The organism is Alteromonas sp. H39 (genome assembly GCF_047556435.1).
Lineage (GTDB): Bacteria > Pseudomonadota > Gammaproteobacteria > Enterobacterales > Alteromonadaceae > Alteromonas.
In genome coordinates this window covers 3827591-3852452 of record NZ_CP180210.1, presented here as the reverse complement: position 1 = coordinate 3852452, position 24862 = coordinate 3827591, and the positions used below count along the sequence as shown (strand labels likewise).

At 50.2% G+C, this 24862-nt stretch carries 18 protein-coding genes; 7 read left to right on the top strand and 11 right to left on the bottom strand.

Annotated features, from left to right (window positions below; all coding sequences use genetic code 11):
• Window positions 1-258: 258 nt before the first annotated feature.
• Window positions 259-1041: a substrate-binding periplasmic protein gene (locus ACLBLI_RS16805; protein WP_414828694.1), complete on the top strand. Its 783-nt coding sequence runs from the start codon at window positions 259-261 to the stop codon at window positions 1039-1041.
• 149 nt (window positions 1042-1190) lie between these two features.
• On the opposite strand, the gene metF is transcribed toward ACLBLI_RS16805, so the two are convergent.
• On the bottom strand, window positions 1191-2072 hold the full coding sequence (metF, locus tag ACLBLI_RS16800) for a methylenetetrahydrofolate reductase (RefSeq protein WP_414828693.1): 882 nt from the start codon (window positions 2070-2072) through the stop codon (window positions 1191-1193).
• A gap of 146 nt (window positions 2073-2218) precedes the next feature.
• Here metF and metJ point away from each other — a divergent pair, with 146 nt between their 5' ends.
• Complete coding sequence (gene metJ, locus ACLBLI_RS16795; protein ID WP_414828692.1) at window positions 2219-2548, top strand: met regulon transcriptional regulator MetJ; 330 nt, start codon at window positions 2219-2221, stop codon at window positions 2546-2548.
• Between the two features lie 97 nt (window positions 2549-2645).
• Here the strand turns inward: metJ and ACLBLI_RS16790 are convergent, their stop codons facing one another.
• Both ACLBLI_RS16790 and rpmE read right to left on the bottom strand, forming a co-directional pair.
• Window positions 2646-3887 (bottom strand): malic enzyme-like NAD(P)-binding protein, encoded by a 1242-nt coding sequence (locus ACLBLI_RS16790; protein WP_414828691.1) that lies wholly within the window; start codon window positions 3885-3887, stop codon window positions 2646-2648.
• Between the two features lie 543 nt (window positions 3888-4430).
• Window positions 4431-4643, bottom strand: coding sequence for a 50S ribosomal protein L31 (gene rpmE / locus ACLBLI_RS16785; protein WP_218311007.1), 213 nt, complete (start codon window positions 4641-4643; stop codon window positions 4431-4433).
• A 380-nt stretch (window positions 4644-5023) separates the two neighbouring features.
• Here rpmE and priA point away from each other — a divergent pair, with 380 nt between their 5' ends.
• The 4 genes from priA to hslU all read left to right on the top strand — a co-directional run bounded on the left by priA (window position 5024) and on the right by hslU (window position 10503).
• Complete coding sequence (gene priA / locus ACLBLI_RS16780; protein WP_414828690.1) at window positions 5024-7201, top strand: primosomal protein N'; 2178 nt, start codon at window positions 5024-5026, stop codon at window positions 7199-7201.
• Window positions 7202-7463: 262 nt separating this feature from the next.
• Window positions 7464-8024 (top strand): SPOR domain-containing protein, encoded by a 561-nt coding sequence (locus ACLBLI_RS16775; RefSeq protein WP_414828689.1) that lies wholly within the window; start codon window positions 7464-7466, stop codon window positions 8022-8024.
• A 568-nt stretch (window positions 8025-8592) separates the two neighbouring features.
• Window positions 8593-9117 (top strand): ATP-dependent protease subunit HslV, encoded by a 525-nt coding sequence (gene hslV / locus ACLBLI_RS16770; protein WP_414828688.1) that lies wholly within the window; start codon window positions 8593-8595, stop codon window positions 9115-9117.
• 57 nt (window positions 9118-9174) lie between these two features.
• Window positions 9175-10503: an HslU--HslV peptidase ATPase subunit gene (hslU, locus tag ACLBLI_RS16765; RefSeq protein WP_414828687.1), complete on the top strand. Its 1329-nt coding sequence runs from the start codon at window positions 9175-9177 to the stop codon at window positions 10501-10503.
• A 391-nt stretch (window positions 10504-10894) separates the two neighbouring features.
• On the opposite strand, the gene ACLBLI_RS16760 is transcribed toward hslU, so the two are convergent.
• From ACLBLI_RS16760 to ACLBLI_RS16740, 5 genes are all read right to left on the bottom strand, one after another.
• A complete protein-coding gene (locus ACLBLI_RS16760; RefSeq protein WP_414828686.1) occupies window positions 10895-11821 on the bottom strand; it encodes an ATP-grasp domain-containing protein in 927 nt (308 codons plus the stop codon).
• Window positions 11822-11863: 42 nt separating this feature from the next.
• Window positions 11864-12037, bottom strand: coding sequence for a hypothetical protein (locus tag ACLBLI_RS16755; RefSeq protein ID WP_414828685.1), 174 nt, complete (start codon window positions 12035-12037; stop codon window positions 11864-11866).
• Window positions 12038-12165: 128 nt separating this feature from the next.
• Window positions 12166-12408, bottom strand: a complete 243-nt coding sequence (locus tag ACLBLI_RS16750; RefSeq protein WP_414828684.1) for a helix-turn-helix domain-containing protein — start codon at window positions 12406-12408, stop codon at window positions 12166-12168.
• 30 nt (window positions 12409-12438) lie between these two features.
• Window positions 12439-14577 carry a peptidase domain-containing ABC transporter gene (locus ACLBLI_RS16745; protein WP_414828683.1) on the bottom strand — a complete coding sequence of 713 codons (2139 nt, stop codon included), beginning with the start codon at window positions 14575-14577 and terminating at the stop codon, window positions 12439-12441.
• A gap of 1 nt (window position 14578) precedes the next feature.
• Window positions 14579-15832, bottom strand: coding sequence for an HlyD family secretion protein (locus ACLBLI_RS16740; RefSeq protein WP_414828682.1), 1254 nt, complete (start codon window positions 15830-15832; stop codon window positions 14579-14581).
• A 435-nt stretch (window positions 15833-16267) separates the two neighbouring features.
• On the opposite strand from ACLBLI_RS16740, the gene ACLBLI_RS16735 reads away from it, so the two are divergent.
• Window positions 16268-17812, top strand: a complete 1545-nt coding sequence (locus tag ACLBLI_RS16735) for a hydroxymethylglutaryl-CoA reductase (protein ID WP_414828681.1) — start codon at window positions 16268-16270, stop codon at window positions 17810-17812.
• Between the two features lie 187 nt (window positions 17813-17999).
• Here the strand turns inward: ACLBLI_RS16735 and ACLBLI_RS16730 are convergent, their stop codons facing one another.
• From ACLBLI_RS16730 to ACLBLI_RS16720, 3 genes are all read right to left on the bottom strand, one after another.
• Window positions 18000-21329: an amidohydrolase family protein gene (locus ACLBLI_RS16730; protein WP_414828680.1), complete on the bottom strand. Its 3330-nt coding sequence runs from the start codon at window positions 21327-21329 to the stop codon at window positions 18000-18002.
• Window positions 21330-21759: 430 nt separating this feature from the next.
• Window positions 21760-23331, bottom strand: a complete 1572-nt coding sequence (locus ACLBLI_RS16725) for a DUF3369 domain-containing protein (RefSeq protein WP_414828679.1) — start codon at window positions 23329-23331, stop codon at window positions 21760-21762.
• Window positions 23332-23699: 368 nt separating this feature from the next.
• A complete protein-coding gene (locus ACLBLI_RS16720) occupies window positions 23700-24554 on the bottom strand; it encodes a DNA ligase (RefSeq protein ID WP_414828678.1) in 855 nt (284 codons plus the stop codon).
• Window positions 24555-24862 lie beyond the last annotated feature (308 nt).

The following is a 24862-nucleotide window of genomic DNA, read 5'->3' as shown; positions in this document are numbered from 1 at the left end:
GATGTCGGTGCTCTCTCCTTTAACGTCGCTGTGCAGGGCCGGGCCGAAATATCTCCTTGGCAGTATCTTTTTTAATCTCAGAATTTGGTGATAAAATGCCCAGTGATACTGTAAAAATAAATAATAACGATTGCCCGGCGAACCGCTGCATCAGCAGTTATCCACGGTCACGACAGTTACGGCAAGTACATAATGACTCCTGGGCAGATGACTGCCCCGGCTTTACACGGTATCGGTAGTATCAGGTGGTAGTATTGTATGATGCACAATAACAAAAGCAGACTTATTTCATTCCTGCGAGCGTTAAGCGTGTTCGGATGCCTGTATTTTTGTCAAACAGTATCCGCCAGCGACAGCACCGTTATCCGCTTCTATGGCGAGTCCGCCGCCCCTTTTTATTGGGAAGAAGAGGGGGTGGAACAAGGCGCAGTATATGATCTTGCCAACGCGCTTATCGCGCATTTGCATCTGAACGCCACCGTTGAATTACTTCCCTGGGCACGCGCTTATTATGAAGCGGAGCATCATCCGAATGTGGTGCTGTTGTCGGTTCTAAAAACACCTGCAAGGGAAAACGACCTGCAGTGGTTGGGGGTAGTGCACGTGGCAAAAGCGTCGTTTATTCGCCTTCGTGAGAGGGCCGATATTGAAATCTCTGAGTTTCACGATGCCAAAAAGTATCGGGTAGGCACTGTCAGGGGGTACGGTTCTGCAGGGTATTTACAGCGTCATGGCTTTAAGGAATATCAAAACCTGATCTTGGCTAAAAGCCCTACTGAACTGTGGTCGCTTCTATACAAAAAACGTATTGACCTGGTGTTGTCTAATCTCGTGACCGGTAAATATGAGGTCAGTAGTGCCGGGCTCGATCCGATTCACATCGTCAGTGCGGCTGAAGTGGAGCCGCTTAATCTTGAGCTTCAAATGGCAACCGGCCCTGATACTTCCGTAGCGCTGACAGAAAAGCTGAGGGCCGGTTTGGCGTCGCTTAAAGCATCCGGCGAATATCGGCAAATCATGGAAAAGTGGGCGCTGCTGTAGCGGTGGCTTTCACTGATAATGCATTTACTCATAATCGGTGGCCGCTACTTGTTCATTTTACTGGCATAACCGCGTGCAGGTAGTATTGGCAATATAACAATATCCTACCTGCCACTGTTGGCCGCAATAATCTGAACTACAATGTAGTCTCAGGCTCTGAGTCCCAGCATATGACAGATTGCATAGCTAAGCTCACTACGATTCAGGGTATAGAAGTGAAAGTGTTTTACCCCTTCTTTTGCCAGTACCTTCACCTGCTCCATGGCGATATTGGCCCCCAGCAAGTTACGGGTGGTCTGGTCATCGTCGTCCAGCCCCTCATACATTTTGTGCAACCAGCCTGGTACGTGAACATTGGTAAAGCCGGCAAATTTGACCAGAGTCTGATAGTTAGTGACTGGCAGAATGCCAGGAACAATATCTAAATCAATGCCTGCTGCGGCAGCGCGATCACGAAATCGCAGAAATAAACTGGTATCAAAGAAAAACTGGGTGATAGCCTCGCTGGCGCCAGCTTCAGCTTTGCGCTTCAGGTTGAGCAGATCAAACTGCGCATTAGGGGCTTCAGGATGTTTTTCCGGATAGGCTGCCACTGAAATATCAAAATCCGCAACGTCTTTGAGCAACGCGACCAGATCTGAAGCATACATTTCAGTTTTATCTACGCCCTGAGGCAAGTCGCCTCGCAGTGCAACAATGCGGCGGATACCGGAGTTCCAATAATCTTTCGCTATTTGTTTCAGCTCATCTTTGGAGGCATCGACGCAGGTCAGGTGAGGCACCGCCGGCACGCCGGTTTGCTGTTGAATGCGTTTTACGACATCATGAGTCCGGTCGCGCTCACCGCTGTTTGCGCCGTAGGTGACAGACATATAGCTGGGTTTCAGTGGTGCCAGACGTTCTACCGATTTCCACAGGGTTCTCTCCATCTGCTCGGATTTGGGTGGAAAAAACTCAAATGACACATCGATATCGCGTAGCTCAGAGAGCGACTGATTCAATGCATCGATACCTTGTGCGTAAGAAACCATGATGAATACCCTTGTAGACGTTTAGACGTCTAAATTATTTTATATATGTCTAGACGTCAAGCGGTTTACACTGCTCAATTGACCTTTTCGCCACATTGTTTAGAATTTCTCTTCATAACATAAATAAGAGTAGCCCGGGATCCCTAATGGCAAAATGGAACGGAAAGTATATACACCCCTACGCAGAGCACGGAAAAAAGAGTGAGCAGGTAAAAAAAGTTACCGTTTCAATCCCAATCAATGTGCTCAAAGAACTGACGGATGAGCGAACACGCAGACAAATTAATAATCTGCGCCATGCCACCAATTCAGAATTACTGTGTGAAGCATTCTTACATGCATTCACCGGTCAGCCTTTACCAAGCGACGAGGATTTGCGCAAAGACAATCCGAATCGTATTCCTGAAGAAGCCCGTAAGATTATGCAAGAGATGGGTATCGACCCACAGGTCGACGAAGATGCACTGAAATCGTAAGCAGGATTGAGGCGTCGGTGTTAGAAAGTGACGTCTTGCAATCGATGCGTGAAAAGTAAGATAAAGGTGCTGGTCATAACCAGCACCTGTTTTTGTCTTATTCGTAAGAGGCTGGTAGTGATTCCAGTCTTGCTACTCCAGAATCCAGCGCCGCCTGAGCGACGGCTCTGGCGATACGCGAGCACAGACGCGGATCCATCGGCTTGGGGATAATGTAATCTTTCCCAAAGGTGAGCGATTCGCTTTTACTGGCTTTCAGTACCTCTTCAGGAACCGGCTCTTTCGAAATGGCTCTGATAGCTTCTACCGCCGCCACTTTCATTTCATCATTTATTGCCGTTGCCCTGACATCCAGTGCGCCGCGGAAGATAAATGGGAAACACAGCACGTTATTCACCTGATTCGGATAATCGGAACGGCCCGTTGCCATGATTAAGTCAGAACGGACTTCGTGGGCCAGCTCAGGTTTAATTTCCGGATCCGGATTGGAGCAGGCAAAGACAATCGGATTTTCTGCCATCAGACGTAGCGTTTCCGGCGGCAATACATCCGGGCCTGATACGCCGACAAAGATATCAGCCCCGTCCATGACATCATCCAGCGTGCGCTTGTCGGTGTTGTTCGCAAACAGTGCTTTATGTTCAGTTAAGTCTTCGCGGCGGGTGTGAATTACGCCTTTTCTGTCAAGCATATAGATGCGTTCGCGTTGCGCACCACACTTAATCAACAGCTCCATACAGGCAACGGCGGCCGCACCTGCACCCATACACACGATTTTGGCGTCTTCAATATTCTTGCCCTGGATCTCCAGCGCATTCAGCATGCCGGCGGCGGTGACAATAGCTGTGCCGTGCTGATCATCATGAAACACCGGAATTTTGCAGCGTTTGATAAGCTCCTGCTCTATCTCGAAACACTCCGGCGCTTTGATGTCTTCTAAATTAATACCACCAAAGGTATCGGCGATATTGGCTACCGTATTGATGAACTCTTCGGTGGTGCGATGTTTTACTTCGATGTCGATGGCGTCCAGCCCCGCGAATCGTTTAAACAGCAGCGCTTTGCCTTCCATCACCGGCTTAGACGCCAGTGGACCCAGGTTGCCAAGTCCCAGAATGGCGGTCCCATTACTGATAACCGCAACCATATTGCCTTTGGCGGTGTACTGATAAGCCGCATCAGGATCTTCCGCTATTTCACGGACCGGCTCAGCCACGCCTGGGCTGTAGGCAAGAGCAAGATCATCGACTCCCTCGGCGGGTTTGGACAGCTCAACCCGAATTTTTCCAGGGGTTGGCTTTGCATGATAATCAAGGGCGCGTTGTCTAAAATCTGACATTATTTCAAGTGTCCTTCACTGTAGGGGTTGAGGGTGTCTGCCGCCAGCCGTGACATCACTGTCTCATGAAAAAGAGGCGTGCTGTTAATACTTCTTTTTCGTGCTGGTGAACATTACTTGACGGTTTTATTGTCAATAGTGCCTTTGGCGTGCTGCAACTATCAACACGCCATAAATACAGCATAACGTAGCGTTCGCTGTTTTTTCGCGCAACTTTACCACAGCATTATTCACAGAACATATCTGATCAGGCTGTTTAATCTATAATTTATCGGGAACCAAGGCGGGTCTCTAGCGAAGTCTGTCAATATTCGCTATTTATTTTGTTTATGAAATGAGCGAAATATATATCGCTTTTGAATCCAAATGCATAAATGTGAATAATAATGAAAAGAGAATGACGAAGCGTCGCTGGTTTTTACTTTGCTGGTATTGGCTTATAACAAAAGGAAGCCCTGGCTGGTGAAAATTATCGTGACGAATAATTATTACAGACACAAAAAAAGCGCCGGGAAGGCGCTTTTTTTCGTTTGGAAACCAGACTTATTTTTTGCCCAGTGCACCAAAACGCTTCTTGAAGCGATCTACACGACCACCGGTATCAACGTTACGTTGCTTACCAGTGTAGAACGGGTGACATGATGAACATACGTCCAGGTTGATGTCTTTACCCATTGTAGAGCGAACTTTAATGGTATTACCGCAAGAGCAAGTTGCAGTAATTTCAGCGTAATCAGGGTGAATACCTTGTTTCATGGGGTACCTCATTATAAGGCCGTATCGCTATCCAGCCCGAAGCTGAACACCATACGCAACTTAAAAGTTATGCAAAGCACCATGGCCTTGCCGTAAAGAGCGGCGCATATTAATGTAACTTGCCCTCGGGATCAAGCAGTTTGTGTGATAATTAAACGCTCATAAAGCCAGCCAGCATCGCATTTTCAGGCGTTTTTTACAGTGAGTCATTGCACCTGCAAACAGCCAGAAAGGGCGTCTGACGAAGAGGGCGTTGTGACGATCCCGCATGTCGACCTGTGATGCAGCGATGCAGGCAGTCAGCGCGTTGGTATCCGGGTTATGTCCTGTATACTATAACGTTTTCAGTTTCCCGAATTGTAGTGGAGTGCATGCGCATCATGGCGCTAATCGATGTGGCGGTGCCGGTACCGCTCAGACAAACCTTTACCTATCAGCACAACACGGCGCTCAACGCTGGTGTCAGAGTTCGCGTTCCGTTCGGGCCACGCAACGTGGTGGGTATTGTGATGGGGGAGGCAGATGCACAGCAAGACACATCGAAAATCAAAGCTATCAGCGAGGTGCTGGATGACGAACCGGTACTGTCCGGCACGCTACTGACACTATGCAGATGGTTATCTCAATATTATCATCACGCACCGGGCGAAGTGTTGCATACGGTGCTGCCAGTATTACTGCGAAAAGGAGAGGCCGCGATACCAGACGGCGTACTTTTTCTGCATTGCACACAAACCGGTGAGACAACGCAGCCAGATTCGCTAAGCCGCGCGCCTAAACAACAAGCCTGTTTTTCGGCAATAAAAGAGGCGCCGCAGCCCAAAGAGGCAATGCGGCGAGACTATTCTGCCGCCGTGATTAATGCGCTCATAGAGAAAGCGCTGATTTGTGAGAAGCGTCACCCATGGACGCCTTCGCCCCGGCAATTCGTCGCTGACATTACAATGGGCCAGGCGCCGCGGCCTGATCGTGAACAAGCAGTAGCCATCGCGGCAATCACTACACAGAAAGACGCGTTTACCCCCCATTTGCTGGAAGGCGTTACCGGCAGCGGAAAAACCGAAGTATATCTGCAGGCGATTGAACCTGTGCTTAAGGCGGGCAGACAGGTACTGATTCTGGTTCCTGAAATAGGATTAACACCCCAAACGGTTCAGCGGTTTTCTGACCGTTTCGGTATTGAGGTTGGCGTGCTCCATTCGCAGCTCACCGATACCGCCAGGCTGACAGTCTGGCAGCGTGCCAGAGCCGGTGAACTTGGTATCATTATCGGCACACGTTCTGCCATTTTTACCCCCCTGCATAGTCCTGGCATGTTGATTGTCGACGAGGAGCACGACGAGTCTTTTAAACAGCAGGACGGACTCCGTTATCACGCCAGAGATCTGGCGGTATTAAGAGCCAAAGAGGAAAATATTCCGCTGGTTATGGGCACGGCAACCCCGTCGCTGGAAACGCTGAATAATGCCATAGCCGGCCGCTACCATCACTTGCAATTGACGCAAAGAGCAGGTGGTGCTCAGTCGACCCGCCAGCACATTCTGGATATCCGGGATCAGCCACTGCACAGCGGCATTGCCGAGGGGTTACTGACGGTGATGCGTCAACATCTGCAACAGGGCAATCAGGTGCTGGTTTTTGTCAATCGACGTGGGTTTGCCCCGGCATTGCTTTGTCACCACTGCGGTGAAACGGAAATGTGTGAGCGATGTGACCGACCTTTCACGGTGCATCGTTCGTTAAACCGTATGCAGTGTCATCACTGTGCTGCCACGCGACCTATACCGGCGCGTTGCGGTGCGTGCGGCAGTCCCGAACTGGTCACCAGTGGTGTGGGGACTGAACAAGTGGAGCAAGGGCTTGCTACCCATTTCCCGCATGCGGCCCAGATACGTATAGACAGTGATTCAGTGCGCGGAAAAGATAAACTGCAGGGCACGCTCGACGCGATTAATGCCAGAGATTACCAAATCCTTATTGGCACGCAAATTTTATCGAAAGGCCACCACTTTCCACATGTGACGCTGGTGGTGGTACTGGATTGTGATGGCGCGCTTTTCAGTGCGGATTTTCGGGCCGCTGAGAAACTAGCACAGTTGGTGACGCAGCTTGCGGGGCGTGCTGGACGCGCCAGCAAGCCGGGAGAAATGTGGCTGCAAACGCACAATCCTGATCATCCTCTGCTACAGGATCTGGTGCAAAACGGATACGGACATTTTGCCCGACATGCGCTGGAAGAGCGTAAGCTGGCAGCACTTCCTCCTTATACCAGTCAGGTTGTGGTGCGTGCTGAAGCCGTAGAGGGCCGTCTGGCTTATGATTTTTTAAGTGGATGTCGGCATGTGCTTGCCGAATACGGTCATATTCAGTTGATAGGTCCGATGCCCGGTCTGATGGAAAAGCGACAGGGACGTTACCGGTTTATCCTGCTCTGTCAAAGTGACAAGCGAAAACCGCTGCATGATGCTGTGCGCATTGCTTTGCCCTACATGTCCAGTCAGCCTCAGGCCAGTCGCGTTCGCTGGTCGGTGGATGTAGACCCAACGGATTTTAGTTAAGCAGCCGCTGTCGGTATCAGGGGAAGCTATTATTTAAGCGGTCATTAAAGCACAAAACCAAAGTGATGAAACGGGCTCAGAGAGTGCCGGGCCTCCGTTACCAAGCTGATTTTCTGTGGCCGTCAAATACTTAGTCATTTTGTTGACAAAGTGGGCAGCAATTAAATGTAATTGCGGTTACACTGGCCATCAGTGCGATGAGGATCCTCATCGGCATCATCAACGCGTCAATGAATTACAGTAGTGGAAAAGTACGCCGTCTATGGCTCAACGTGATTATGTTTCTCGTGGTCGTGCGCCGCAGAAGAAAAAGCAAGCAAAGAATAAAAAGAAACCCGGTTCTCCTCAAATCACACCTTACGCCAGAATCAAGCTGGCAATCGTGGTTATTTTACTGGTTGGGTTTGCAGTGTTTCTCTGGTCGATAAAAGATGCCGCAGAAACGGAAGTGGATGCACCGGTAACCAAATCGGTAGCGCCTTCCGAAGACGAGTTACCGGAACTGCCAGAAGAAGAGTGGGAGTACATCAAAACACTGCCAGGCTATGAAGTGGAGGTTGATGTCGCGGAACAGGAAGCTTCTGATAAACGTTACCTGATGCAGTGCGCGTCGTTCCGTACCCGTTCTCAGGCTGAAGAAATGAAAGCGAAAATTGCCTTTCAGGGACTAGAAGCCCAGATCCGCCCGAGTAGCGGTGCGAATGGCGACTGGTTCAGAGTGATTCTGGGGCCATTTGATTCTAAACGTGACGCCGAACGAGCAAAACACACACTACGGAAAGTGAACATCTCTACTTGCCAAATCTGGTACTGGAACCTGTAAACGCAGGGTATTCTGCTTGTAAACCACGTCAGCACTCGTGACGTGGTTTACAAGTCCGATTATTAACACATCCTCCCGACCTTTTGCATGCCATGCACTGGCGCTGCATTCGATGCATAAACACATGGTCATGATTACTCTGCTCGCTGCATTACCTGTACACTGCATATGCCGCTGATGCCTCTTGTACGTGCAGATATGCTTTCCCTGGCTTGGGCGGCACTTCTGTTTATTCGTTACCGTTTTTTTAACTTCGTCACAATCCAGTGAACCTGGCACATTTCCTTGACGTAACACGGCTTGGAAAAGGGAAGGACGACTTGCTTCGCAAGGGTGTGTTTGTTGCTGCCATTGCGTAGTGATTATTACGTTGTTTGCTGACATGCTGCGTAGGAAGAAGCAATAAATGTCTGCGGCCAAGCCTTGAAAATCGGTACGCTTCCCCCACTTAGTTTTCATTGAAAGTAATCTGATGGTAATAATCTGAGATGCCCTGTGGGCTGCAGTCAGGAATTATTGCCACAGCATGTCACCTTTGGGTTTATGCCCATCCAAAACGGGAGTTTACGTGACTACAATCGTATCTGTAAGACGGGATAACCAGGTAGTAATTGCTGGCGATGGCCAGGTTTCACTGGGTAACACCGTAATGAAAGGCAACGCGAAAAAGGTGCGTCGCCTCTATCACAACAAAGTACTGGCCGGATTTGCCGGTGGTACCGCCGACGCGTTCACTTTATTTGAGCGCTTTGAATCGAAACTGGAAATGCATCAGGGTCATCTTACCCGGGCAGCAGTAGAGTTAGCCAAAGACTGGCGAACCGACCGCGCACTTCGCAAGCTAGAGGCATTGCTTGCCGTGGCTGACGAAACCGCGTCGTTTATTATTACCGGAAACGGTGATGTGGTGCAGCCGGAAAATGATCTTATCGCTATTGGCTCTGGCGGTCCCTACGCACAGGCAGCAGCTACAGCTCTGCTTGCAAATACCGACTTGTCGGCAAAAGATATTGCTGAAAAAAGTCTGAGCATTGCTGGTGATATCTGCGTATACACCAACCACAGTCAAACTGTCGAAATACTGGATTACTAACCGAAAGCGATACGCTTTCGGAGGTGCTACGGGCACCGTTAAATACAAGGGTTACCCATGTCTGAAATGACTCCACGAGAAATCGTACATGAGCTGGACCGTCATATTATCGGTCAGCAGCAAGCAAAACGCGCGGTATCTATTGCCCTGCGTAACCGCTGGCGCCGGATGCAGCTTGACGAAGAGCTGCGCCAGGAAGTGACGCCAAAAAACATTCTGATGATTGGCCCGACCGGTGTGGGAAAAACGGAAATTGCCCGCCGCCTGGCAAAGCTTGCCAACGCGCCATTTATCAAGGTTGAAGCCACGAAGTTCACGGAAGTGGGCTACGTTGGTAAAGAAGTCGAAACGATCATTCGCGATCTGGCTGATATTGCCGTGAAAATGACCAAAGAGCAGGAGATGCAAAAGGTTAAGTATCGCGCAGAGGAAGCTGCCGAAGATCGTATCCTCGATGTGCTGTTGCCACCACCGGAAGATGTGTGGGGGAAAAAGGAAGAAGTGGAAGATCGCGGCACGCGTCAGAATTTCCGTAAGCGGTTACGCGAAGGTCAGCTTGACGATAAAGAAATTGAAATCGACGTGGCACTGCCGCAAATGGGCGTAGAGATCATGGCGCCTCCTGGTATGGAAGAGATGACCAATCAGTTGCAGGGCATGTTCCAGAATCTGTCTGGCTCGCAGAAAAAGAAAAAGAAAATGAAGATCAAAGAGGCGTTTAAGCTTCTTATCGAAGAAGAAGCCGCCCGCCTGGTAAATCAGGAAGATCTGAAAGAGAAAGCGATCCACGCGGTAGAGCAGCACGGCATCGTGTTTGTCGACGAGATTGACAAAATTTGTAAGCGTGAAGGCAACCAAAGCGGTGATGTTTCACGCGAAGGCGTGCAGCGTGACCTGCTGCCGCTGGTAGAAGGATCAACGGTTTCCACCAAGCATGGCATGGTAAAAACCGACCATATTCTGTTTATTGCTTCAGGCGCTTTTCAGATGAGCAAGCCTTCTGACTTAATTCCTGAATTACAGGGACGGTTGCCAATTCGCGTTGAACTGGCGGCACTGGAAGTGGAAGACTTTGTCCGTATCCTGACCGAGCCAAATGCGTCGCTGACAGAGCAGTATATTGCGTTGATGAAGACAGAAGGGGTAGACGTTGCCTTTACTGAATCTGGCATCAAACGAATTGCTGAAGCTGCCTGGCAGGTCAATGAGCGCACAGAAAACATTGGCGCACGGCGGCTGCATACGGTTCTTGAGCGGCTGATGGAAGACATCTCCTTTGATGCGTCTGAGAAATCCGGCGACTCTGTCTCAATCGATGCAGACTACGTCAACGCGCATCTTGAATCGCTGGTAGACAACGAAGATCTGTCACGTTTTATTCTGTAGTGATTTCGGTGTAATCAAGCCATTATTGAAAGAGCCACTTATCGTGGCTCTTTTTTTGGGTAACGAAAAATATCAGAGAGTGACTGGCCGAGCCTCAAGTCCGCGGAGCGGCGTTATGGTTCCAGAGAATAACCACTGGCATTTAGTGCGCTTCTTGCCTTGCGATACAGGCTTCATAACCCGCCGGTGAGAGGCTTATTCACATCTGTCTCTGGCATTCGATGTGTAGTGCCTTAGGTCAGGAGTATATTTGGATGCAGCGTCGCAATAGTTGCGACACCGGATGCCTGACACTTTTGCCTATTTCGTGCATCTTCAACTCGCCAGAAATAATGCAGTCCGTGTCTGCAGATACACCGCGAAAACTCGCACGCAGCGTAGCGCATCCCTTTTACGCTTTGGCGTGGCGACGACCGGCTACTAACTGCTTGAGCAATCTTCCGGTCAGGTCAATACCGGTTTGATTTTCAATAGCCAGAAAACAGGGGCAGGGGTTGGCTTCCAGAAACACAAACTCGCCATTGGTGCGACGACGCCAGTCTATTGCACACCATGTCATACCAAATTGCTGACAAATTGATACCGCAAGACGTTTGACTGCCTCGGGCGTTGGCGTGCGGAAAACCTGTGCGTCAGGATCTTCCCGGTAATCTGCGTTGTCAGAATCAATCTGAACACTAACGACATCATCAACAAATACGTAACTGCGCACATTGGTTCCCGGTATATATTCCTGCAGTGTGCCTGGCGTATTTTCAAGCAAGCGAACTATGGCATCAGGTTCGCGCTCGTTTTCATTTAACAGTCTGGCCGTAGCACCGCCGCGGACGGGTTTGAAGATAACCGACGGGTAGTTGCGCGCAAATGCGCGGGCAATATGCTTTTCGTTGCCTATGTAGGAGTCGGGTATGGTTGCGCCGGCCCGTTGTGCCATATTCAGCTGAGCGGGTTTACATTGATGTGCGCGGATTGCGTGTATGCTGTTGATCCAGCGAATGCTGTCAAACAGGAAAAAGCTCTGTAGCGTACTTGCCTGATCACGCGCCACCAGACTGGCTGCAGCATCATCAGGGCGGCAGTTTATCGGGCTACGGTACTGGTGCCAGTATGTCGCCTCGATGGTGGAAAATGTCAGCGACGTGCCGTGAATATGCAGCATTCCATCGTGATAGCATGGGTCGTAACTTAAACACCAGGTCGTACCAAAAAGCGCGGTGTCTACTATCCATGGTTGTAATCCTGCGTCTGTGACTGCCGCAGCCATATGCTGGATCTGTGGGTCTGACGCCTGACCCAGTAGTACAATATTGTTTTTCATAGAATTCGGGTGGTGTCGTAATTGACAACCACCCCTCACTTATCAGGCCAGAGTGTCCGGCAAATCGCCACCGTCCTCGCCCAGGGCCAGTGTGTAATACACCGGTGGCGTAATCGGTTTTATAGGCTCACCAGGAACGGGGAAGGGAATTTTGCCACCGCTTACTTCAATGGCTTCTGATTGTGCAAGTTCTGTGAGAGTAGGTTTGATATTCATTTTGAACATTCCTTGTTTAGGTTTTAGGTAATGCTGCATCCGTTGCAGTAATAAAATCATAAATGGTGTTGCTGGCATTGTCGCCTGTACCGGAGGCGGTTTTATTACCGCCTGACCGATGCGACGACTTATGCTGAGTGGCTAATCGGTTGATACAGCAACCGGAAATAGCTGGCCATCAATGCCGCACGGTTTCGAATTTCCAGCTTCCGGTAAATATTTGCGCAATGAAATTTCACCGTTCGTTCGCTGATAAACAGCTGGTTAGCAATCGTTTTATTTGGCAGGCCTTCCATGATCTTGTGGGCAACCTGCAGTTCACGTTTTGACAGTTGCGTGAGTTTTTCATCCAACACTTCTGTAGTAAGCATAATGCTCTCCTTGTTATTTGCGTATCGGCTCTAGGCCGGTTGTGGTTGTACCTGCGTCAAACCCTCTGACGACAGCGAGTACACGGTATCAGCCATCGCGATAGTTTGCGGGCGATGCGCTACGATGACGCGCGTGATACGCAGCGCCTTCAGGTTTTCATTAATTCTTGATTCATTGGTAACGTCTAAATTGCTGCTGGCCTCATCGAGAAACAGGATGGCAGGCTGCCGGTAAAGTGCTCTTGCCAGCAATACGCGCTGCAACTGACCGCCACTTAGCGCACTGCCCATGTCACCGACCAGCGTCTGGTACTGCATTGGCATGGCCATGATGTCTTCGTGAATGCAGGCCATTTGTGCTGCAAACACCAGCTTTTCAGGATCGGGATTATCTTCAAAACAGCTGATATTTTCGGTCAGCGTACCGCTTAAGCAGCAGTCATCCTGCATCACCGACGCGACATGTTCGCGTAACCAGCGTGACTCGCAAACCTTCATACCGTCTACGGACACCTCTCCCTCGTCGGGCGTGAACAATCCCATCATGCACTTTAATAAGGTGGTTTTACCGCAGCCGCTGGCACCGACGATAGCGATCATGAAGCCAGGTGCGATATCCAGCGAGACGTTGCTGAAAACCGGCGAGTCACTTGCGCTGTATCGGTAGCTAAGTCCTGTTATAGTCAGGCGCCCCTGTGTCGCTGACAGCGATTGCGATTGCGCAGCACCACCTGAATGGCTGACCTCGGCCGGAGAAAACACAATGTCCGACAAGCGATCGAAATGTACGCGCAACATATTGTATTCAATAGCATGGTTGATGAGACTGTCGATGGCCCCGGTAAAGCGGTTTTTGTAGGCAATAAACGCATATAGCATCCCCACGGATAACACGTTGTCCATAACCAGCGTGGCAGCCACATAAATGATAATAATGTTTTCCAGCCCAAACAGGATCTGGTTAACAGTCTGCGCACCGATATCCCATTTGCCGAGGCGAATATCGGTATTGAGCGTGGACACCAGCCGGTTTTGCCACTGTCCTTGTCGCCGGTTTTCCTGATTAAAAATGCGAACCGGCTGAATGGCGCGTACAGACTCTATGAAATGCGATTGCTCCTTTGCCGCAATATCGATTCTTTCTGCCGTGAGTTTGCGCATTATCGGGGTCAGTAAGATGCGAACGAGGGCGTAAAGCATCATGATAGCGCAGACTATCCAGGTCAGCGTGGGTGAGTAAATTGCCATTACTACCAGGGTCACTATGGCCATGACACCATCCAGTAAGGCGGTCACAAGTCCAGTGGTAAGAAACTCACGGATCTGCGAGAGGGAGCCGAATCGCGAGACAATATCGCCAACGTGGCGGCGTGAGAAAAAGTCCAGCGGTAACCGCAATAAATGCTGAAACACATTCGCCGACATCTGAAGCTGCAAACGTGATGACAGCGACAAAATGACCAGTCGCCGGATAACGCTGGTTAGCGTCTCCACGCACAACAACAGTCCAAATCCGAGCGCCAGGACTAACAGTAAGTCCCGTTGTTGTCGCAGCAGTACGTCGTCGATCACGGTTTGCATATAATAAGGTGCAGCAATAGCGAATAGCTGAAGCAGTGCGGACAATGCGAAGAGCACCAGAAGGCTGCGCTTTAACCCGGTTATTTTTTCCCAGAAATGGCGCATCGTCAGTGAAGGCGCTGGCGATGCCTGCGTAAACGAGGAGTTCGGCGTCAGCTCAAGCGCGACACCACTAAAGTGATTACTCACATCCTCCCAGCCCATGCGCCGCTCGCCTTTCGCAGGGTCGTGGATCACCACGCCTCTGCGTGTGACCTTCGTCAGCACCACAAAGTGCTGCAAATCCCAATGCAAAATAGCGGGCAGGGCCAGTTGGTGCAGGTCTTCGGGCTCGGCCTTTAACGCCCGTGCAGACAGCGACAGGTGTGAGGCAATGTCCATCAGCCCCTTTAGTGTCGCGCCGCGCATCGACATACCATGGTGTTGTCTGAGTTCGGTCATATCCAGGCCGGCACCATGGTATTGAGCTATCATGCACAGGCAAGCAAGCCCGCATTCTGCCGCCTCGCTCTGGAATACCACCGGCACGCGTCGATGGTCGCCAAGCTTAAGCCGACGTACGGGTAACTGACGGGGGAGTGCTGTCATATTATATTCTCCCCGCCAAGGTATACAGTGGTTCAAACAACCACTCAACAATCGTTCGATGGCTAAGTGTTACGTCTGCCGTTAATGTCATGCCGGGCTTTAACCTAACAGCCTGACCATAAGCTTCCAGCATATCAGAGTGGAGGGATGCCTTTACCAGATACGCTGGCTCATTGACGGTAACAGGCGCACCGGTAAGCTCGCCGGGGAGGATCACAGACGCAGAAATCCCTTTTATCCGTCCCTGATGCATGCCGAACTTCTGATAAGGGAACGCATCATAGCGAATCGACAGGGACTGTCCTTCGGCTACAAATCCGGCTGCGCTTACCGGTACCAGTAACGTGGCTTCGATATCAGCATTCGCTGGAATCATACTGATAACCGGCACACCTGAATCGACAAACTGACCGATACCTACGGTTACAGCGGTGACAATGCCATCCCGTGGCGCTTTGATAACTTCTTCCTGTGAAGATTGCAAGCGCGCAATCTGCTGTTTTATCTGGCTTTTCTCATCTTCTAATGTGCTTACGGTGTCCTGATAGCGTTGCGGTAACTGGCGAAGCGTAAATTGCTGTTCGGTAAGCGTTTGAGAAGCCCGGTGCCAATCCCTCGTCAGTTGTTTGATTTCCTGTGTAATTTGCAATTTGCGCGATTCAAGCTCGTCCACTTCATATCGGGCGGTATGCCCAAGGCTAGCCAGCGTATCCAGTTGCTGGCGTTGTCGGGAAGTCAGTGCAAGGCGCGATGCTGTTAGTGACTTCAGTTCGTCGATACGCGTAAGATCGTCTTTGAGAGTCTGAACGGCAGATTGCTGTTGCCGCATTTCATTTTTATGCATGGCATGTGCACGCACTAGTTTTTCCTCAAGCCGGTCAAGCTGCGCCTGCAGCTCTATCAGCAATGTGTCTTCCATGGAGTCACCCGATAGGAGACTACGCGCGTTGTCCACACTGAGTAGCGGCGTCCCTTTCATGACTTTCTCACCTTGCGATACCAACACCTGATTCACCCTCCCACCATGGGATTGCGAATGTAGCCGGATCAGTCCTTCTGAAGGTACTACCCATCCGGTCACGGTTTCACGGCGGCTGAATTCCTGAGTGAACAGATAGACTGTGACTGCAACCAGCCAGGCGATGATGAGTAAAGTGACAAGCTGAGACGATAGTGATGGTGTGACCAGCACGCTGCCTTCAAGTCGCTTGCGCTGATGCTCAACAGCCTGTTTTCTGAAAAGTGACGTTCGCATTATGATTGTTATTCCTGTATTCGCAGTAGAGTCTCAATGTGGTACCCGGTGTGTCACTTCCATGGTGACTGGAGAATCCCTGGCATCGTAATCCCTGACGCCTCCTTTTTTTGCTTGCCGGGTACCCACTGAGAATTGTCAGTCATCCTTGCTGACGTGGTTCAGATTAGATTCTGCCGTTGCCCGGTGCATTGCACTTGGCGCCAACCTTCAGGTCAGTTCAGGTCAGGCCTGTTTTTGGCCTATTTCTGATAGTCGATGTCCCATTTGTGAAAGTATTTGGAGGTTTGCAAAAGAAGAGAAACGAGCTGAAATCGGCGAATAAAAGATGTTGCGAGAAAATCAAACAGTTGTATAAAGTCTGTGCTATAAAATCATTTACAATAACATTTCCGCACATACTGTGACGGGATTCGGCGGTAAGAAGGACTCGATATGTTTGTACCCAGCATACTTCTCAAGCAACTTTATACGCATGGCAGTCTCAAAAAAACGGAAGATGGCCTGACGTTTATGCTTAAAAACCGACTCAAGGATGCCACGCTCAAAGAGCTCAAATGGATATCACTGGACGGCGAAAAAATCCCTGATGATAAAATTACCTTGCAGGTTGGCCCGGACACGCTATTGAGTGTGGAAGAGCTGAACAATGCTCAGGGGACAGACTTTGCGCTTAAGCAGGTCATCACGGTGTATCTGAAAATCGATGAACAGATCAGTCCGGAAAAACGCAAAATCGGCATTTCCTTCTCAGCTTCGCCGTTTGGCAAGCTCAAATTTGAAGTGGAAGACAATGTCTCCGAGGCGACATCTTCGAACGGTCATATTCCACGCGACTCGCATGATGACTATGGTCCTGCTGTTATCTCCGAACGTCAGAAGTATTTTGAGGCCCGTGCAAGCGGAAAAATTAACCACGTGGGTAAATACTCGATTGACCCGAATGAGTTAAAAGGCAACATTGAGCACTTTATTGGTGTCGCCCAGGTGCCAATGGGGATTGCGGGCCCCCTCAAAATTGACGGTGAATACGCGAAAGGCGAGTTTGTGGTTCCGCTGGCGACTACTGAGGGTACCTTGGTAGCGTCCTATAACCGTGGGATGAAGCTGTTGAATATGAGTGGCGGTGTCAAAGCAACGGTAGTGGATGACGCTATGCAGCGCGCCCCTGTGTTCGTGTTCTCAGATGCCCGCGGGGCTCGGGATTTTGTTGCCTGGGTTCAGAAAAATATCGACACGATCCGCGAAGAGGCCGAAGCGACATCCTCGGTAGCAAAACTGACATATATCGATCATTTCCTGTCTAACAAGTTTGCCTTTTTGCGCTTTAATTACCGCACCGGCGATGCGGCCGGTCAGAACATGGTAGGGCGCGCCACGTTTGCCGCCTGTGGCTGGATACTGGATCATTATGACGGTATCGAGAACTTCTATCTTGAATCTAACTTCGCGACGGATAAGAAAGCCTCACAAATTAATATTATGCGTACCCGTGGTAAACGGGTAACAGCGGAAGCCACAATCAAACGCGAACATTTGCTCAGCGTGATGCGTGTTGATCCCAAGCAAATTGATTATCACGGCAGAGTAGCAGGCGTGGGCTCGTTTCTCTCCGGGGTGAACAATACCGGGTTGCATTCACCGAACGGCATCACGGCGATGTTTATCGCAACCGGACAGGACGTGGCAAACGTGTCAGAGTCGTCTGCGGCAATCATGTACTCTGAATTAACGGATGAGGGCGATTTGTATCTGTCGATCACAATACCGTCACTTATAGTGGCAACCTATGGCGGCGGTACGGGAATTGGTACGCAAAGGGAATGTCTGGAACTGATGGATTGTTACGGGCGCGACCGGGTGTACAAGTTTGCTGAAATCGTAGGTGCGGTGGCATTGGCGGGTGAAATTTCATTGGCCTCAGCCATTTCATCATCAGACTGGGTGTCCTCGCACGAGCAGTATGGCCGTAACCGGTAATCAGCCAGCTTTCGAGCCCTGTGAGCAACGCGGGTGAAGCGCCGGCGTGAATGAAAAGCAAATAAAAAGGCCGCCAGTGTTTTCACTTGCGGCCTTTCTCTTTTCAGCCAGTGAGGCTGCAACGTAAACGCATAGCACGGTGTGCAAATTCTGGCAGGGATGCTGCGATACCTGCCAGATACCGGGCTTAATGTTCCCAGTGATATTTATGCGCTTTGGCTTCCACTTCTGTTGCCGTTTCCTGTGGCATAAAGGTGGCGTTGTCCTCTTCAAAGAAGAACGGCTGACGTTTTGTCTTGCTACCCACTTCATTCATGGTTGCGGCCTCAAAAACGCGGCCGTTAATCACGGTGTATTCGACGTATTCGCTACGACGAATATCGTCAAGCACGTTGCCGTCCATGACCACCAGGTCCGCCAGTTTGCCTTTCTCGATACTGCCGATGTCATCACCCATACCTAAGTGAGTTGCGCCATCGATGGTCGCGCCACGTAGCGCTTCCCACGGCGTGAACCCGCCCTGGTTCATGATCCACATCTCCCAGTGGGCGGCCAGTCCTTCGCGCTGACCGTGAGCACCAATGTGTACGCTTACCCCATTATCACGCAGCTCTTTCGCGTAGCTGGCAACATTCTGGTGGTTGTACTGGTTATCTGGCGCAGTAGGGCGGCGAATCGCTCTGCTGTCCAACATGAACGACGGCGTATAGCGAAGCAGACGAGGGTTTTTCCACACTTCGGTGCGATCGTACATGTATTCTTCACCCATCATGCCGCCGTACGACACCACGAAAGTGGGGGTATAGCCAAATTCAGTGGCTTTCCACAATTGGGTAAGATCATCATAACCACGGGGGATTGGAATGCTGTGTTCCAGGCCGGTATGACCGTCTACCAGCATTGAGATATTCTGCTGGTATTTACCGCCACCTTCTGGCACGACCATCATATCCTGATTTTTGGCCGCCCACAGAACCTGCTGACGCTGATCGCGACGAGGCTGGTTGTAGCTTTTTACCGAAATCGCTCCGCTGTCTTTTAAACGCTCAACGTGGAAATAGGCATCGTCATAATCGTTGATGATGGCTTTATAACCCAGCGCTTCAGCACCGTAAAGGATAGTTCCGGTAGAGTAAATGCGCGGTGCCACGATATCACCAGTACGCTGCAGCTCAGAAGCGGCAAAGATTTCAGTAGTATCGTTAGACGGATCGTGGATAGTCGTCACTCCAAATGCCAGATTCGAATATTGCATCCAGTTCTGATCCGGAATGATTTCATTGCGACCCTGTGCACCGTGTGCGTGGGCATCGACCAGCCCTGGCACAATGGTTTTGCCGCTGGCATCAATCTGCATGGCGTTGTCAGGAATACGGACATCGCCTACTTTGCTCACGGCTTCAATGCGGTTGTCTTTAATCAGTACGACGCCGTTTTCGATGATTTCCTGGGTGTTGTCAGCATCGCGCATGGTTACGACGGTACCGCCAACCAGTGCCTTGTAACCTGAAGGTTTGTCAGCATCCGCCTCGAACGACAAATCAATGCCTTTTTCTTCCGGCTCAGGCAGAGTTTCCGGGCTACCCTCAACAAAGGCAAAAGCTTCTTTCAATCCTCTTTCATAGTAATGTGGACCATGGAACCAGCCAACGCGGGTATTATCCGCCGACCAGCTTAAGTATTCACCGGCGCGCGCGGAGAGCTGAGTAACCGGTAAGGAGGTCATCGACGGGCCGATAGTAACTTTCTGGCCATTTTCTACAAAAGGCGCCACATACGTTTTAAACTGATGTACGAACGCGACCCACTTTTTGTCGTGAGATAAACGGTACTCGCTTACCTCATCGCCACCGTATAGGTGTGTGCGTTTATCGTTTCCCTCCAGATTCACAGAGCTTAACTGGGTTTCGGGATATGGCGTACCACCGACGGACTCGGTGAAGTAAATCCGCGAATTGTCACCAGCAAAGTGCGCATCAAAGCCGCTTTCTACAATCCGTTTGCTTTCGCCAGACTTAAGGTCAGCCACGTAAATGCCAGGCTCAACCGAGTATTTAGGATCCAGCAGATAACCACCGGTAAATTTACGGTATACCACTTTCTTGCCATCGGTTGAAAAAGCAGGCTCGATGTAGTGACCCGGCTTGTCGGTGATCACTTTACCCTTGCCGCCTTTTGCAGAGACAACGCGTACCGCGCCTTGCTGATCGTCACTCCAGGTGGTGTAGACAATCGACTTACCGTCGTTAGAATAGCGCGGGTAGTACTCACCGTGCTCATCCTGGCTGGTCAGGCGTTTGATCTTGCCGGATTTTAAGTCGCGCACGTACAGTTTGCCCAAGGCCTGAAACAGGACTGATTTACCATCGGGTGAGGCTTGCGACCAGCGGATCATGCGCACATCAAACTTATCCGGCGCGACATCTACATCAAAGCGCAGCGCATCGGCGTACTTCAGTGTGGCTTCAACCGATACGTCAATATCGGCAATGGACTTACTGTCGACATCAATTTTGTGGAATTTGCCGCCAGTCCAGTACACCAGTGCGGATGAATCCGGCATCCAGTCGAAGTAGGCGAAATACCCTTCAGAGCCGAAACCTTCCTGCATGTCACGTTCTAAGGTCAGCGTCAGCGGCTTTTCAAGGCCGGTTTCAACATCTTTGATAAACAGTCCGGTACGGTCTTTCACACGGCGGACAAACGCCACATATTTCCCGTCCGGAGAAGGAGTTGGGACAACCGCGCCACCTGTGCCACTGATATAGCGTTCTTCTTCACCGGTTTCACGGTTATAGCGGGTGATGGCGAAAATACCTTCCATGGGGTCACGGTTGTATTCAAACTGACTGCCACCCACAGTATTTTGCGTGTAATAAATGTATTTGCCGTCGGGGGAGAACACCGGATCCGCGATGTTTTGCTGGTCGCTCTTGCCATGTACCCGCGCTTTGATCTGTAGACCGTCACCGCCTGTGTGGTGATACATCCAGATTTCTCCGGCAGGAATACTGCGGCTGGACATGATGCCTTTGGTCACAACGAGGTATTCGCCGTCCGGACTCCACTTAGGAGAATGAATGAGGTTATTTTTTTCTTTCGTTACCTGAGTCAGATTTTCGCCGTTGCTGTCCATTACCCACACATTGGATACGCCGCCACGGTCAGAGATAAACGCAACTTTGCTGCCATCGGGTGAAATAGCAGGGTGGATGTTCCAGGCAAAATCCTGTGTCAGCGGGCTGGCATCACCGCCTGTTACCGATACCTTGTAAAGGTCGCCCAGCATGTCGAAAACCATATATTTGCCATCAGGAGCGATATCCAGGCTCGACCAGGTTGTTTCGTTGGTCTTGATGGTGACTTCATTGAGCGCAAAAGGCGGGTTAAGCACATCCCACTCTTCCACATTATATTCTGACGCTGTCGTGTCGTCTTGCGCCAGCGCAAAGGATGACGAGCCAAACGAGAGGCCCATCATCGCCGCCGCCAGCAGCGTTTTAGGTGTTTTAATCATTCTCTGGATCCAACTTCTTGTATGGGTTTTATTATTCGCAGGGGGCTTTTACGTTTCACCGCTGCGTTTTCATTATCAGTGCCATCTTAAAGTATCCCTAGTTGTGGGGGATTGCAAAACGCGACTAACGGCAAAATGTATATGATGAGTGTCTTTTCTCCAACCGCTCACTGCCGTCAAGCGTCCGCGAACGAAAATCACAGGAATCGGTTGCAGTCAGTGAATACCGCGTTAGGTGACGTAAATCTGCCGGCGTAAGAGAGACGCAGCTTAGGTTGCTGCTTAATGAAATGTGAACAGGTCTGTAACCGCTAAGATGCTTGCGACATTAGGCTTGCGAGTAAGAACCGCCGCGTCTTTCTGCAGAACCTGAATTGAAGCGGTATACTTCCAGGCTTGCTAGGTGACGACAGACTTATTAACACCTGTGCTAATCAACAGAAGGGAAATCGGGTTGTGCGTCATCAGGATATGCCTGCTTAATCGCAGCAAATTCATCAAAATGATCCAGCAAAATATCCACGAGTTCAGGTTCAAAGCGAATGCCGCGGTTAGCCCTGAAATATTCAACGATCTCATCGTCATTCCATGGGCCTTTATAGCAACGTCGGCTTCCCAGTGCATCAAAGACATCTGCTACTGCTGAAATGCGCCCGGCAACATGTATGTTTTTACCCGATAATCCCCGAGGATAACCGCTGCCATCCCAGTTTTCATGATGTTGATACGCAATCTGAGCGCCAAGTTGCAAAATGGGATTGTCTGATTTGATAAGCATTTCATAACCAATTTCAGCATGTTTTTGCATGATTTCGGTTTCATCAGGTGCATGCTTACCGGGCTTATTTAAGATGGTATCGGGTATCCCAACTTTGCCCACGTCGTGAAGCGGCGAGGCCAGCTTTATCATCTCGGCCTGATCATCCGGTACACCATAGTATCCGGCAAGCAGATGACTGATATGGGCCACGCGCTTCACATGACTACCCGTTTCTTTAGAGCGCATTTCTACTGCTTCGCCGATGACATAGGAAAGTTCTTTCTGTGACTCTCGGATGGTCTCGCGCAGTTTCAGGCTTTCGTGTGCTACCGCGATGTGATTGGCAAAATAGTCCAGCAAGTGATGCTGTACCGCCTCTAATGGCTCATCATGCGCTACGTAAAGAATATTCTCTGTGCCCCTGCTGGTGGTAAAATAACCCACAAATTCATCATGATTATGAACGCTGGCTTTGTTTGCCAGGGCTTTGCTGATAGCTCGCTGAATTGATGGGGCCAAGGTGTCAAGCTGGGTATTACACACCACTTCAGCCCCGGTGTTCGCTGCCAGCACTTTTATTTTGTCAGGGTATTTTTGGTTTTCAGGCACGACGGCGCAGCAAACAATTGGGTTGGATTCGATATTCAGCACCACCGAAATCTGATTAAGAATGGCAGAGGCAAACTGCGACAGGGTATCGCACTCAATAAACTCGACCGAGGCGGCGATAATTTTTTCCAGGCCCTGACGATGCCGTTCGATAATTTTTATATCCCGATATCCCCGCAGCGCTGAAAAGATCGAGGCCTTTAAGCGCATCGCTGTCAGTTCGGTCTTATTTTTATAGTCGTTAATATCATAGTCGCGTATTACGCTTTCTTCTGGCGCTTCGCCCGGCTGACCAGTGCGCAATATCAGTCGGATCAGATGGTTTTGCTGCTCATCACGGATCCATTGGACCAGTTCCAGCCCGGCCTGAGAGGTTTCCATAACGACATCGACTATCGCCACGGCAAACTCACGGTTTTTGTCGTTGCTTAAAAGGTTACGGGCTTCTTTGGCCGAACTGGCAAAAGTCAGCGATACCTCTCTGCCGTCAAAGAGAAACTCGCTAAGCACGATTCGGGTAACGTGGTGGACTTCTTCTTCGTCATCAACGACCAGAATTTTCCAGGACGCTTTGGGACTAATAACGTTATCGCTGATTTCATCACTGGCAAATACCAGTTCGTCTTCAAACATAATGACTACCTTATGTGTTTGCAGCTGGCACATGCTAAAGAACAACCAGCCGGCACTGAGTAGAGCCAGTTTTACATTCCAGCAGGACGGTGGATGTGAAGCAGGCATTAATCAGAGCTCTGTCTTTACTATAGGAAGCATTTTTATATTTGCATAAACGCGGATGAAAAAATGTGCCAGAGTTCACCGCCAGATTTGTGCCTGCTGCCTGAGATGCATTTGCAAGCGAGCAAAAGGCCGATGACGTTCGTCGTGACCGTACAGGTGGCAATGGCAGGTAAACGGTATTTTCTCAATTGACTGCTGGCCAGCGCACTCCAGTTTATGTAGTGCGCTATCGCGTTTAACAGCCAGGCTTAAAATAATTGCTACTGCGGCCGGTCGCTTTGGGGCCTGACATGCAAAAAGCTGGCAAAGCGAGGGATGCCATTTCGGGTCAGACCGTAATATTTGAAAGTGATCCAGCTTCCTGGTGGAGGCGGATTGAGTCGCTCGTTATGGCTGAACCCGCTTCCAATTTTAAATTCCATGCCATCGGAAGTTTTGACCATCAACGACCCCATCATGCCTTTGAATTTTCCTTTCCCCGGTAAGTGCGCAATGACTTTTGCTTCGGCGTCATCATAGCGCTTTAGCTTAAGCAAGTGCGGGTTGCGGCCGTGCTGGTAGGTTGCCTGTTTATGATGCAACATCAGGCCTTCACCGCCGTTGGCGATAATGTTATCAAGATGTCGCTCCATGGCGTCGATTGACGTAAAGGCAAGCTGCGGGATCATGCTGAGGTAGGGATTGTCAGTCGCACGAACCACCTCAGACATCTTGTTGACACGGTCAGCGAAAACCAGATCCTCGGCAGGTAAATCGAACAGTTTCATCGTCACCGAGCGCCATCGTTCATCAGGGTGTTTGGTCAGCACAATGGAAGCGACGCGTTCAAACTCGCCGCGCTGAGTCCACAATTCTCCCTCGAGTTCCTGATCAGGCCAGTTCTTAGTAAACCACGGCGGCGCATGAATGGTGTTGCCATTGCGGGTTATCAGTTGTGAGCCCGTCCAGCGAGCGCGAATGCCGTCTAATTTCTCACTGACCAGATAGTGTTGAATATCGACCTGTGCCTGGTAGCGGCTGGCCAGCTGAACCATGGCGGTGTCATTGGGTAGATCGCCCGCCGCAGTCAATGCTGAAAAAAAGCTTAATAATGCTATGCGAAGAAATTGCGTCATAGTTTGCCTCTCCATCCTGGATTAACAGTGTAATTGACAGACAACGCAATAGAACCTGAGCTGAAGACCGGAACTGTGCTATTTACAGTATCTCAGCAAAGTGCCTTTTTATTAGATGAAATTTTGCTGCCGAACTGGCAGATGCTGCTTCCGTGTGCTGTTTGTGCTGGCCCGTTACCACGAAAGTTGCACTCGGATGCCGAAAACAGCGATTGTAGCCGTGGCATCTATTGTATATTCGCCGGAATAACGATTCAGTTTATATGAACTGTGGCTGGTGTTTTGTGTACTCAGAACTTTGTGAACCT